Here is a 12,703-nt window from a genome sequence, read left to right on the forward strand (position 1 = left end):
ACCGCCAGCAAAGACGTAGTGTTGGACTTATGCAGGCTTTCAGCAATCCCCTCATCACGCTTGCCGACGGCACGGTGAAGCAAGTCAATCCTTTTTCCGGTACCCAGGTGTGGACAGTCCCAGGTCGTGGCAATCGGCCGTTGGGAATTAAGCACACGGATCCGCAGCCATTGAGCGAGGAGGATTTTGGATCCCGCGACTCCTTTGGCTGGAACAACCTGCTGCAAACCCCGCCGGAGAAGGCCCGCGTTGTCCTCGACGAATCGGTATTCGGCGGCTACAGCACGGTGACCGGAGTACTGCCCGACCAGCTCTTCGACACCACCGCGGAGTTCCGCCGCGTGCCCAACCTGTTCGAGATCGTCTCCTATGACTATTGGTCGGAAAACTATGGCTTCGAGCCCGACCGCGAAACTCAGCAACGTATGGAGGCCTACCTCGATGACCCGAAGGGCCGCGAGCACGTGCTCAATATCATTCGCACGCGCTACCGCGCCGCTGGACGCAGTGAAGAGGAAATCAGCGCGCTTTCCGACGAGGAATTGCTGCGCCGCGCCCCAAGCTATTTCGCCGGCGGCCACGATGTGATTGTTGCCCGTCGCCACTTTGTCGACGGCGCTACCCACGATAATCAGCTGGCTTCTTCTGGCACATTGAGTGTTGCCGAGCACCGCGCACTTATTGCGTTTACCGTCGAGTCGATTGCTGACCTGTACCGACGTAACCGCTACGTGCGTTATGTGGCCGCTTTCCAAAACTGGCTAAAACCGGCAGGCGCAAGCTTCGATCACTTGCACAAGCAGCTTGTGGCCATCGATGAGCACGGTGAGCAGCTCAAGCGCGAAGTACAGGCGGTGCGCAAGAACCCGAATATCTACAACGAATACGCAGTGGACTATGCGGCCCGCCACAACCTGGTTATCGCGGAAAACGAGCACGCGGTGGCTTTCGCAGGATTCGGACACCGGTACCCGACGCTGGAGATCTTCTCGAAGTCAGATGTCTGCGAACCGTGGCTGCAAACCCGGGCTGAGATCGACGCAATGTCGGACCTGATTCACGCATGTCATGCAGCTGCCGGCCCCACTATTCCGTGTAACGAGGAATGGCACCACCGCCCTGTCGATTTGGATGCCCGCATGCCGTGGCGCGTAATGATTAAGTGGCGCACCTCGAACTTGGCCGGCTTTGAGGGTGGCACCAAGATTTATCTGAACACCATCTCCCCATGGGATTTGCGCGACCGCGTTGTCCCGGAGATGTACCGTTTACGGGAGACCGGAAAGATCTCGGACAGCATCCACATTGCGACCGAGTGCCAGTGCCAGCCAAACTCGCTGAAGTACAACCCGCTCGTCGAAGACGGGTCGCGACTGTAGTTCTCTGGCACAGAGTAGAGAGAAGTTAGGAGTCTTAATCCAGGTGAGCAACAATGAAGCACGACTGAGCCGCATTCGCGACCTCATCGCCACTCATCGAGTGCCATTGGACAGGCAGTGGGAAATCTACCGTTACCTGCACCAGCACCCGGAGCTATCTCAGGCGGAGGAGAAAACTGCCGCGTATCTGGCCGGTGCTCTTCGCGACATGGGCACTTACACGGTGTATGAGGGAATCGGTGGTCACGGCCTCGTTGGTGTCATGGAAAATGGCCCCGGCCCTACCGTGCTGTTCCGCGCTGATATCGATGCGCTTCCGGTGTTCGAGGAAACCGGTGTGGACTTCGCTTCCTCTGCCACCGGTACCGCCCGCGATGGTTCTGCCACCGCCGTCATGCACGCCTGTGGCCATGACATGCACATGACGGCCGGTCTTGGTCTGGCTAGCCTGATGGCAGCAACTAAGTCTGAGTGGTCGGGTACTTTCATTGCCCTGTTCCAGCCCGCCGAGGAACTGGCCTGTGGTGCACAGTCCATGATTGACGACGGCCTGGCAGACCTCATCCCCACCCCAGATGTGTGCTTCGGCCAGCACATTGTTCCCGGCCCCGCAGGTCAGGTAATGACTATGCCCGGCCCGGCACTTGCTGGCTGTGACACCATTAGCATCACGCTGACAGGTCGCTCCGCACATGGATCTATGCCGCACAACGCCATTGACCCGACGTACTTGGCTGCCGCAATCGTTCTGCGCTTGCAAGGAATTGTGGGGCGCGAGATTCCTCCCCACGAGTTTGGTGTTTTGTCCGTCGGCACGCTGCAGTCCGGCAATTCGAATAACACAATCCCCGGTCAGGCCAAGATTGTGCTGAATATTCGCTACTACTCCAACGATGTGCGCGCGAAGCTCATTGCGGGCATTGAGCGCGTTGTTCGTGGCGAGTGCCTGGCTTCCGGCACTGAGGTTGAGCCTGTGATTGAGTACTCCGATCACGGCGAAGTCACTGACAATGATCCGGAGGCGTTTGCCACGATTCGCCCGGTCATGGACGCTGTGCTCGGCGACGATTCCACCGATGCTGTGCCGTGGACCGCATCGGAGGACTTCTCAGACCTGCCGCGTGAACTGAACTGCCCATATGTCTACTGGACCGTTGGCGCCACACCTCGGGATACGTGGGAAGCCGCCGTTGCTGCCGACCGCGTGGTCGAAGACGTACCGTCGAATCACATGCCGACATTCCTGCCGGACTTCGAGCCGACGGCTACCTCCGCGACTTCTGCCGCCGCTGCCGCCGTACTGTCCTACTTGGCAAAGTAAGAGCTGCGTGCCGGCCGCTTGCCACCGCGCACCGCGCCAAAAAAGACAGCTCAGTTTTCGGGTTGTCAGTTTTGCTACTTAACCCCCAGGTCGAAAGGCTCCAAGCAAAAAGCCGGTAAGCCCCAAAAGGGCTTACCGGCTTTTCCTAACGCGCCAGAGAGCTAGCGAGCGTCCTCGCCAATAACGTGGACGTGAATCATGTTGGTATTGCCCTCATTTCCTGGAGGGGTACCGGCAACAACGACCAGCGTGTCGCCAGCGTTGTAGTTTTCCATGGTCAAGAGCTGCTCATCGATGACCTGCATGATCTCATCCGTGCTGTTAACCTCGCGCACCAAGAAGGTCTCCGCACCCCACGTCAGCGCAAGCTGCGAACGAACCTGCTGATTCGGAGTGAATACCAGCAGCGGCAGGCGAGAGTGCAAGCGTGCCACACGGCGAGCGGTATCACCCGAGGTGGTGAAAGCAACCATAGCGCGGGCATTCAAGCGCTCACCGATATCGCGAGCTGCGTAGGAAATCACACCACGCTTCGTGCGAGGCATGTGGGTCAGCGCAGGAACTTCCCCCTCGCGCTCAGCGGCGGTGACGATGCGAGCCATGGTCTTAACCGTGGACTGCGGGTACTTACCAACCGAGGTCTCACCCGAGAGCATCACGGCATCTGCGCCATCGAGCACAGCGTTGGCCACGTCGGAGGCCTCCGCACGAGTCGGGCGCGAGTTCGAAATCATGGAGTCGAGCATCTGGGTGGCGACGATGACCGGCTTGGCGTTCTCGCGGGCAATCTGAATAGCGCGCTTCTGAACCAGCGGAACATCTTCCAACGGCACCTCAACACCAAGGTCACCACGGGCGACCATCACGGCATCGAAGGCCAGGATGATGGCCTCGAGAGACTCGACTGCCTCTGGCTTCTCCAGCTTGGCGATAATCGGGACACGACGGCCAACCTCATCCATGACCGCATGGACCAGTTCGACGTCGGAAGGCGAACGGACGAAGGACAGCGCGATGAAGTCGACTCCCAGCTTCAGAGCGAAGCGCAGGTCGGCGATATCCTTCTCTGACAGAGCCGGCACCGAGATGTTCATCCCCGGCAGGGAAACACCCTTGTTGTTCGAGACCGGACCGCCCTCGATGACACGGCACACCACATCGTTGCCATCTACCTCGATGCACTCCAGGCCCACCTTGCCGTCGTCGACAAGCAGGCGATCGCCCGGACGGGCATCGTCAGCGAGATTCTTGTACGTGGTGGAGACGCGGTCGTGCGTGCCTTCGACATCGTCGACGGTGATGCGGACAATCTCGCCGTCAGCCCAATACGTCGAGCCTTCCTTAAAACGACCGAGGCGAATCTTTGGTCCCTGCAAGTCGGCGAGAATACCGACGGCATGTCCCGTAGCGTCGGATGCTTCACGCACCCAGTGGTAGTTCTGAGCGTGGTCCTCATGCTCACCGTGAGAGAAATTCAGGCGGGCAACATCCATGCCGGCGTTGACCAGCCCGGTAATCCCCTCCAGCGAAGCAACTGCTGGACCGAGGGTACATACAATCTTCGTTCGTCTAAGCACGGCCTCCAGCCTAGTCCCTTAACGGGCTATGCGTCAGTTGGAAGCACTGTGAGCTTCAGCAGCCTCGCGCTCTCCCCTGACTTCAGCTGCGGTTTCGCGGCTCTTGGACCGCAGAATCCACAAAGCAATGACAGCGCAGAAAAAGACCACGAGCGACGTGATGTTATTAATACGCACACCGAATATCAGCGTTGCGTCATCGACGCGCATGAGTTCAATGAAGAAACGCCCCAAAGTGTAGGCCGCGACATAGAGCGCAAAGACGCGTCCTCCGCCCATCTTGAACTTTCGGTCCGCCCACACAATGACCAGACAGGCGAGGACGTTCCACACCATCTCGTAGAGAAACGTTGGATGCACCACGGCCAGCACTTCGCCTGTCGACGTTCCGGTGACAGGGGCGACCCGGCCAAACTCATCAACTCGTTGGTAAATTTCCAGGCCCCACGGAAGTGACGTTGGGCCACCGTAGAGTTCCTGGTTGAACCAATTGCCCAGACGCCCAATGGCCTGTCCAAGGATGATCGCGGGTGCGGCCGCGTCAAGAACTGGCGCAAACGGCACCTTTCGCCACTTAGCGACCGCCCACGCAGCCAGCACTCCTAGCGCCACCGCTCCCCAGATGCCGAGGCCACCATTGGTGATTTTCAGTGCATCGGCGGGATTGGCGCCGGGGCCGAAGTACTTCTCCCAGTCGGTGGCGACGTGGTAGAGACGGCCGCCGATAATGCCCGCAGGAATAACCGCAATGGCAATGTCGAGGACTAACTCCGGGTCTCCACCCCTGGCCGCGTAGCGGCGCTGCATCCAGTAAATGCCGACGAGTACGCCAATCAAGATGGAAATCGCGTAACCACGCAGTGGTAGCGGCCCTAACTGCCACACCCCCTGCGGCGGAGAGGGAATGTTGGCCAGATACGTCGTTGCAGTTTCAGCGAGAACAAGGGTGGAACTCATAAATGCGCTAGCTCTCTCCTCGTACGCCCGCGGCGAGTTCGCGGGCGAGCGTTACCAGGTCATCGGTGCTCTTCATCGCGGCCTTGATCAGTGCTGAGCCAACGATCACGCCATCTGCAAACTCGGCAATCTCGGCGGCCTGTGCCCCATTGGAGACACCCAAACCGACGCACACCGGTGTATCGGTGACCTCGCGCGTGCGGGCAACCAACTTGCCGGCGGCCGAGTCGACGCTAGCCTGGGCACCTGTGACACCCATGTGGCTGGTGGCGTAGACGAAGCCGGTCGACGCGGTGGCAGTTAGCTGCAGACGCTCGTTGGTCGATGACGGGGCCACCAACATGATGTTGGACAGACCATTGGCCTCAGCTGCACGCTGCCATTGGCCGGCCTCCTCGGGGATAAGATCCGGGATAATGGTGCCACGACCACCAGCGGCGGCCAAGTCCTTGGCGAAACGCTCCGGACCATACTGGAGAATCGGATTCCAGTAGCTCATGACCACACAGGTACCGCCGTACTCGGTGACTTCGCGAACCACGCGCATAATCTCACGGGTGCGGAAGCCCGCATCCAGAGCCACGTTGGCAGCATCCTGAATGGTTGGGCCATCCATCATCGGGTCGGAGAAAGGCAGGCCGACCTCGATGATGTCGGCGCCAGCGTCGACAATCGCCTTGATGTTCTCAATCGACTTATCGGTGGTCGGGAAACCCGCTGGGTAGTAGCCGATGAATGCTGCGCGGTTTTCCTCACGGACCTTGTCAAAGACGTCACTCAGACTCATTTAGGACTCCTCCATCAGATCAAACCACTTAGCAGCGGTGTCGACATCCTTGTCACCGCGACCGGAAACATTGACAATAATCAGCGGCTTACGGCCCAGCTCTTCATTCAGATCATCGCTGATGAGTCGGGCGGCAGCCACCGCGTGTGCGGACTCGATAGCGGGCAGGATGCCCTCCATCCGAGTCAGGTCCTGGAATGCCTGCATCGCCTGGGTATCGGTCACCGGCAGGTAGGACGCGCGATCAATATCGGCCAGGTACGAGTGCTCCGGGCCCACGCCCGGGTAATCCAGACCCGCGGAAATCGAGTGCGACTCTGTAATCTGACCGTCCTCGTTCTGCATCAGGGCGGCGAAGGAGCCCTGGAACACACCCGGATTACCGGCGGCCGAAATCGGTGCTGCATGGCGACCGGTCTCAACACCGTCACCGCCAGCTTCAGCGCCAATCAGTCGAACCGATTCATCATCGATGAAGTGGTGGAACGCGCCGATCGCATTAGAACCGCCGCCGACACAGGCCACGACAGCGTCGGGAAGCGAGCCGGTTTCCGCAAGGATCTGCTGGCGTGCCTCGGCGCTGATGATGCGCTGGAAGTCGCGCACCATTGTTGGGAACGGGTGCGGGCCGGCTGCAGTGCCGAAGCAGTAGTAGGTGTCATCGGCGTGTGAAACCCAAAAACGCATGGCCTCATTGATTGCGTCCTTGAGAGTCTTCGAGCCAATCTCGACCTCGATAACCTCGGCACCAAGCAGGCGCATGCGGGCGATATTGAGGCGCTGGCGGATTGCGTCGACCTTGCCCATGTAGATACGGCAGTTAAGGCCGAGCAGCGCACAGGCAGTCGCGGTTGCGACACCGTGCTGGCCGGCACCGGTCTCGGCAATAATGTTCTTCTTACCCATGCGCTTAGCAAGCAGAACCTGACCCAAGACGTTATTAATCTTGTGGCTACCGGTGTGATTCAAATCCTCGCGCTTTAGCCAGACGTCAGCGCCGATATCAGCGGAAAACTTCTCCGCGTAGTACAGCGGCGAGGGACGTCCGACATAAGTACGCTGCAGCCGGTCGAGCTCATCGAGAAAATCCTGATCAACGCGGGCCTTCGCGTAGCCATCGGTGACCTCACCGATAACGGCCATCAGCGCCTCCGGCACAAACTGGCCGCCCCACTTACCCCAGTGCCCAATGGCATCTGACTCGTGGTTCGTTGTCTCCGCGATAACCTCACCCATCGTGGGCAGGCGGTCACCGCGGGCATCATGATTCTTGAAATCTTGGTCACTCACAGTTATCTATTGTGGACTATCCCCACCCGTTGCGGGGACATAAGGCCTAAGAAACTGTGGCGTGCCAGCACAACAGGTGCGACACGCAACCAAACTAGGCGCAGATCGCAGCGCGGTACAGCTGCTTATCGCAACTGCGGTCTATCACTACTCGCTGCGGAGTGTCGGGTGGACACCGGCGGCAACGAGACGTCGGCAAGCCTCACCCGGCTTGCCCGCGGTAACCAGGCCCTCGCCCACCAGTACCGCGTCGGCGCCGTGGGAGGCGTAGTAGCGCAGTTCCTCCGGCCCCTTGACACCGGACTCTGCCACCTTCACAACATGATCCGGCAACATCGGCGCAAGGCGTTCGTACACGGAGAGATCCACGTCGAGGGTCTTTAGATTGCGGGCGTTGATGCCGAGGATCTTGGCACCAGCGGCCTCGGCGCGCTCGACCTCTTCTTCGGTGTGCGCCTCAACCAGAGCGTTCATGCCAAGCGACTCGGTGCGATCCAGCAGGGATTCCAGCGTCGGCTGATCCAAAGCGGAGCACATCAGCAGCACCAGGTCGGCACCGTGTGCGCGGGCCTCATGGACCTGGTACGGAGTGACGATGAAATCCTTGCGCAGCACTGGAATGTTGACCGCGCGGCGCACGGCATCGAGGTCGGCGAGCGAACCGCGGAAGCGGCGCTCCTCAGTCAGACAGGAAATGACAGCCGCGCCACCCTGCTCGTACTCTGCCGCCAAGACCTCCGGCGAAGGGATGTCAGCCAGCTCTCCCTTCGACGGAGAGGCACGCTTGACCTCTGCAATCACCTGCACCCCGGGCTTAGCCAGTGCCGCCACGGCATCAATCGGCGACGGCGCCTTCAGCGAGAGCTCCTTGATTTCACCGTAGGAAATCTTGGCTTCCCGAGCAGCGAGATCTTCCCGCACGCCCTCAATAATCTTGTCCAGAACGTTAGCCACGGCCTTACTCCTTATCCAGATCCGTAGGATCTACACCGGCATCCAAAGCATCCCACAGAACTCGACCCGACTGTGGGTCTTCCTCCAGGTCCTCGGCGATACGCTGACGGCGTACCTCCGGGGTCTCATACGCGCTGGACTTCTGCTTCTTCACAGTACCCGGTCGACGCACCAACAATACCGCCCCGACCAGCGCCAATGCGCAGCACAGCAAGGCCAGGGATGGCCCCATCGCATGCACTTCAATCGCTGAGATCTGCGCCCAGTCTGCCACAGTCACCGCATCACTGGCGCGTTGTGAGGCGCTTCCCGACGTCAACAAATCCAGTGCCCGCTGGGAATCCACCCCGTCTTCTCCGCTGGCAAGCAGAGTCATCGGAGTCCACGACGCCGCAACTGCGAGCAGCGCCGCGAGGCCACCGACGATACGGCGCCCCAGTGAGCCCAAAATGGTGGTGGCAAACAGTGCAGCCACCATTGCCAGCGCAATCGACGTCAACTCTGGAGCCCAGACTGCGCCCACCAAATCTGTGGTCGCTGGACCGGACTTGTCATCAACAGTATCGACCGTCAGCCACGCACTACGGCTGCACAACCACATTCCCGCTGCGGCCACACCAATGAGGCCACCGGAGAGCATCGTTGTCGACTTCATCGAAAACCTAGCTCCTTTCCGCTGGGACTAGTGTCTCAGCTGCCGCGACAGCTCGCAGCACGGCCGCGGCCTTGTTGCGGGTCTCCTCATCCTCTGCCACCGGGTCAGAGTCACTGACAATTCCGCCGCCAGCCTGAACATAGACCGTATCGCCCTTCTTCACACCTGTGCGGATGGCAATTGCCTGATCGGTATTGCCCCGGAAGTCAAAGTATCCAACAGTGCCGCCGTAAACACCCCGACGCGTGTCTTCGAGCTTGTCGATAATGCTCAGCGCGGAAGGCTTCGGCGCACCCGACAGCGTTCCCGCTGGGAAGGTGGCCGCGAACGCGTCGACGGCAGTGGCGTCGCTGGAAAGCTCGCCGGTGACCGTAGAGACCAGATGCATAACGTGACTGTAGCGCTCAATATGACGGAAGTCGTGCACAACAACACTGCCTGGGCGGCAGACACGTCCGAGGTCATTGCGGCCAAGATCAACGAGCATCAGATGCTCACTATTTTCCTTCTCGTCTGCCAGCAAATCAGCTTCCAGCGCATTGTCCTGCTCCACCGTGGCACCGCGCGGACGTGTGCCCGCGATGGGATTGGTGATGACCTCACTGCCCTGAACTGCCACGAGTGATTCCGGGGAGGAACCGACAATTTGAAAAGCGGTAGCGGAGAAGTCCTTGGTTGGAACGTTGACCAGGAACATGTAGGGCGACGGATTGGAAACCCGCAGGATGCGGTAGATATCAAATGCTGACGCCTGCGTGTCCATCTCGAACCGCTGCGAGAGCACAATCTGGAACGCATCACCAGCTCGGATGTGGTCCTTGCAACGCTCAATACGATCCATGTGGTCGTCGGCGGCGCGCTGGCGACGAATCACCGGCTCTGGGAAGCTAATTTCCGCCGGACGCAGATCAGAGGACCCCGACAGCCGCTCCACCATCGCATTGACCCGATCACAGGCGGTGTCATACGCCTGGTCAATCCGCTCATCCGAGCCGTCCCAGTTCACTGCATTAGAAATCAGCCACAGCACGCCCTCGTGGTGGTCAAAAGCAGCCAGGTCCTCCACCAGCAACTGCATGAGCTCAGGAATCTGCAAATCATTGTCAGTGGTATCCGGCAGCTGTGGCTCGATGTAGCGGACAATGTCATGCCCGAAGTAGCCAACGAGACCAGAGGTGAGCTTGGGTACCGAGGCATCGTCGGCAAGCGGAAGCTCCGTGTGCAGCAGCTCCAGCGTGCGACGCAGAGCATCCAACGGATTTCCGCCCTCTGGCGCACCCGACGGCGCATTGCCAATCCAGGTTGCCTCCCCCGCATCATCCACCGTCAGCGCAGCACGACTGCCGCAACCGATAAATGACCAGCGCGACCACGACTGCCCCACATCGGAGGACTCCAGCAAGAAAGTGCCGGGACGATCGGCCGCGAGCTTACGGTAGGCCGACAGCGCCGTTTCGCCGTCCGCCAAAACCTTGCGAACCACGGGCACGACCCGATGGTGTGCAGCCAGTTCACGAAAGCGCTCACGCGTGGTCATGGTGATACGAGTCATAGCCGCTATTGTGCCACGCACCCCGGATTGCACATCACTTAACCCCGGACTTCACCGGAGGTGGGCGCGCTTGACGACGAAATCCCCACCTCGGCAACCCGGATCGACTGATTAGCCCTCGAACACGGGATGCACGTCAAAGCAGCTATGCGAGCCAGTGTGGCATGCCGCGCCGTCCTGCACTACCTGCATCAGCACGGTATCGCCATCACAGTCCAACGCCAGCGATGTCACGGTCTGGAAATGGCCACTAGTAAGCCCCTTAATCCAGTACTCGGACCGGGAGCGCGACCAGTAAGTGCCGCGCTTGGTAGCGATGGTGTACGCCAGCGCGTGGGAATCCATCCATGCCATCATGAGCACGCGACCAGTGGATTCTTCCTGCACAATGGCCGGAATCAAGCCGTCAGCGTTGAACTTGGCGATGTTCGCGATATCTGCTGGGAGCGTGTACTCACGCGGATCGTCTCCGGCGCCGTGAGCTGCAGCGCCCGGGGCTAGACCAGTCACTGGCGCACCTCGATCCCCTCGCGGGCCATCTCTTCCTTAACCTCAGCAATGCTGACCTCGCCGAAGTGGAAAATGGATGCGGCCAAAACCGCGTTGGCACCGGCGCGCACTGCCGGGGGGAAGTGCTCTGCCTTGCCCGCACCGCCAGAGGCGATCACCGGGACGTCGACGGCAGCGCGGACTCTCTCCAGCAGCTCCAGGTCGAAGCCATCCTTGGTGCCGTCGCCATCCATGGAGTTCAGCAGAATCTCGCCGACCCCGAGCTCCTCGCCACGGCGTGCCCACTCGACGGCGTCAATCCCGGCCGAGCGTGAACCACCGTGCGTCGTCACCTCGAAGCCCGACGGCTGCGGCGTGCCTCCCTCGGGAACGCGGCGGGCATCCACCGACAGGACGACACACTGCGCACCGAAGCGGCGCGACAGCTCGCTGAGCAGTTCCGGACGTGCAATCGCAGCGGTATTGACACTGACCTTGTCAGCTCCGGCGCGAAGCAGTTGGTCGACATCCTCGACGCTGCGCACACCACCGCCGACCGTCAGCGGAATGAAGACCTCACTTGCGGTGCGACGCACCACGTCGAGCATGGTGCCACGGCCATCCTTGGAAGCCGTGACATCCAGGAAGGTCAGCTCATCAGCGCCCTCCTCGCCATAGCGGCGAGCCAGCTCCACCGGATCGCCGGCATCACGGAGATTCTCAAAGTTAACCCCCTTGACGACCCGCCCATTGTTGACATCCAGGCAAGGAATCACGCGTACTGCCAGAGACATAGTTTTTAAGTTCTCCTCGTGTTAGCTCAAAGTTGTGGCTCGACGGTTTGCGCAACCACCCAGCTCGGGACGTCGCCCACGGTTTAGCTCCGGAAAGTCTCCGGACGACCCAGTTGGTCAATAATCGACCGCAGCGTGGCATGAACATCGCGAGTTCCCGCCAGCACGCCTACGGAATCATGCCGCCAAGGATTGCCCGCCAAGTCTGTGACCACGCCACCAGCTTCGGAAATCTGAAGTACACCAGCTGCGTTATCCCACACATGCGGTGAGAAAGTCACGGTGCCGCCGAATGCCCCCATCGCGGTGGAACCCAAGTCCACTCCGACAGAGCCAGTAATTCGGATCGTCGGATAGCGTTCGCCCACCTTTGACAGCAGCAGTTGGCGCCACTTGCGCGGGAGTGTGCCGTCGGTACTCGCGATGACGGACCCGAAGGCAATCGAAACCGGGCGGCCGGCCTCGGCGTCGATGTTGACGCGACGGCCGTTGACGAACGTGCCGCTACCTTTAGCTGCGGTAATACGCCGGCGTAGCAGAGGCATGGAGGTAATACCAACCACCGGCTCCCCCTCATGCATGAGTGTGAGCAGCATGGCACACAGCGGAAAACCGTTGGAATAGTTCGTGGTGCCGTCAATCGGATCGATGACCCAGGCGGTATGTTCCTCGGGGACTTTGCCACCGAATTCCTCGCCGTAGACGGGCAGCCCAGAATACTGCGTGAGGAGCTGGCGCAGACGACGCTCAATTTCCAGGTCAGTCTCCGTCGCGAAATCTCCGCGCGGCTTCATGACAACCGGGTCCGCGCCCACCTGCTGAGTGAACAGGCCTTCAACCTCATCGAGCGCCGCTTCAGCAATAGCGAGCATCGCCCGCGGTTCCAGGGCATCCATACTTTCTAAATCCTTCATCCGCCGTCTCAGCCGGGGTGCCGTTTGCTCGTTA

At 60.2% G+C, this 12,703-nt stretch carries 12 protein-coding genes; 2 read left to right on the plus strand and 10 right to left on the minus strand.

All coding sequences use genetic code 11. The features are described 5' to 3' along the window. The first annotated feature begins 29 nt into the window (after nt 1-29). Complete coding sequence (locus HMPREF2920_RS00250; protein ID WP_016422936.1) at nt 30-1,379, plus strand: DUF4921 family protein; 1,350 nt, start codon at nt 30-32, stop codon at nt 1,377-1,379. 43 nt (nt 1,380-1,422) lie between these two features. Next, entirely contained in the window at nt 1,423-2,700 is a 1,278-nt protein-coding gene (locus tag HMPREF2920_RS00255; protein WP_070853966.1) for an amidohydrolase, read from the plus strand. A gap of 161 nt (nt 2,701-2,861) precedes the next feature. Here the strand turns inward: HMPREF2920_RS00255 and pyk are convergent, their stop codons facing one another. The 10 genes from pyk to HMPREF2920_RS00305 all read right to left on the minus strand — a co-directional run bounded on the left by pyk (nt 2,862) and on the right by HMPREF2920_RS00305 (nt 12,651). Beyond that, the gene (gene pyk, locus HMPREF2920_RS00260; RefSeq protein ID WP_016422938.1) at nt 2,862-4,277 is read right to left on the minus strand and encodes a pyruvate kinase; all 1,416 of its coding nucleotides are present in this window, start codon (nt 4,275-4,277) and stop codon (nt 2,862-2,864) included. A 33-nt stretch (nt 4,278-4,310) separates the two neighbouring features. Beyond that, nucleotides 4,311-5,234, minus strand: coding sequence for a prolipoprotein diacylglyceryl transferase (lgt, locus tag HMPREF2920_RS00265; protein ID WP_048734621.1), 924 nt, complete (start codon nt 5,232-5,234; stop codon nt 4,311-4,313). A 7-nt stretch (nt 5,235-5,241) separates the two neighbouring features. Further along, a complete protein-coding gene (gene trpA / locus HMPREF2920_RS00270; protein ID WP_048734624.1) occupies nt 5,242-6,021 on the minus strand; it encodes a tryptophan synthase subunit alpha in 780 nt (259 codons plus the stop codon). Continuing rightward, a complete protein-coding gene (gene trpB, locus HMPREF2920_RS00275; RefSeq protein WP_016422941.1) occupies nt 6,022-7,311 on the minus strand; it encodes a tryptophan synthase subunit beta in 1,290 nt (429 codons plus the stop codon). Nucleotides 7,312-7,458: 147 nt separating this feature from the next. Beyond that, nucleotides 7,459-8,265: an indole-3-glycerol phosphate synthase TrpC gene (trpC, locus tag HMPREF2920_RS00280; protein WP_016422942.1), complete on the minus strand. Its 807-nt coding sequence runs from the start codon at nt 8,263-8,265 to the stop codon at nt 7,459-7,461. A 4-nt stretch (nt 8,266-8,269) separates the two neighbouring features. Continuing rightward, the gene (locus tag HMPREF2920_RS00285) at nt 8,270-8,920 is read right to left on the minus strand and encodes a TIGR02234 family membrane protein (RefSeq protein ID WP_049182100.1); all 651 of its coding nucleotides are present in this window, start codon (nt 8,918-8,920) and stop codon (nt 8,270-8,272) included. Between the two features lie 7 nt (nt 8,921-8,927). Continuing rightward, on the minus strand, nt 8,928-10,472 hold the full coding sequence (locus tag HMPREF2920_RS00290; protein WP_048734630.1) for an anthranilate synthase component I: 1,545 nt from the start codon (nt 10,470-10,472) through the stop codon (nt 8,928-8,930). Nucleotides 10,473-10,583: 111 nt separating this feature from the next. Further along, entirely contained in the window at nt 10,584-10,982 is a 399-nt protein-coding gene (hisI, locus tag HMPREF2920_RS00295) for a phosphoribosyl-AMP cyclohydrolase (protein ID WP_048734633.1), read from the minus strand. Further along, nucleotides 10,979-11,755: an imidazole glycerol phosphate synthase subunit HisF gene (hisF, locus tag HMPREF2920_RS00300; RefSeq protein ID WP_070429588.1), complete on the minus strand. Its 777-nt coding sequence runs from the start codon at nt 11,753-11,755 to the stop codon at nt 10,979-10,981. Before hisF ends, hisI begins: the two co-directional genes overlap by 4 nt. An 83-nt stretch (nt 11,756-11,838) precedes the next feature. Then, nucleotides 11,839-12,651, minus strand: coding sequence for an inositol monophosphatase family protein (locus HMPREF2920_RS00305; protein ID WP_048734639.1), 813 nt, complete (start codon nt 12,649-12,651; stop codon nt 11,839-11,841). Between the last annotated feature and the right edge of the window lie 52 nt (nt 12,652-12,703).

It is taken from the genome of Corynebacterium sp. HMSC075F02, from assembly GCF_001838335.1.
GTDB lineage: Bacteria > Actinomycetota > Actinomycetes > Mycobacteriales > Mycobacteriaceae > Corynebacterium > Corynebacterium jeikeium_D.

Excerpts from the sequence above, each read along its gene's own strand:
- HMPREF2920_RS00285 (WP_049182100.1), bottom strand. The coding sequence starts at position 8,920 with ATGAAGTCGACAACGATGCTCTCCGGTGGCCTCATTGGTGTGGCCGCA.
- trpA (WP_048734624.1), bottom strand. The coding sequence starts at position 6,021 with ATGAGTCTGAGTGACGTCTTTGACAAGGTCCGTGAGGAAAACCGCGCA.
- HMPREF2920_RS00290 (WP_048734630.1), bottom strand. The coding sequence starts at position 10,472 with ATGACTCGTATCACCATGACCACGCGTGAGCGCTTTCGTGAACTGGCT.
- HMPREF2920_RS00250 (WP_016422936.1), top strand. The coding sequence starts at position 30 with ATGCAGGCTTTCAGCAATCCCCTCATCACGCTTGCCGACGGCACGGTG.
- hisF (WP_070429588.1), bottom strand. The coding sequence starts at position 11,755 with ATGTCTCTGGCAGTACGCGTGATTCCTTGCCTGGATGTCAACAATGGG.
- HMPREF2920_RS00305 (WP_048734639.1), bottom strand. The coding sequence starts at position 12,651 with ATGGATGCCCTGGAACCGCGGGCGATGCTCGCTATTGCTGAAGCGGCG.
- lgt (WP_048734621.1), bottom strand. The coding sequence starts at position 5,234 with ATGAGTTCCACCCTTGTTCTCGCTGAAACTGCAACGACGTATCTGGCC.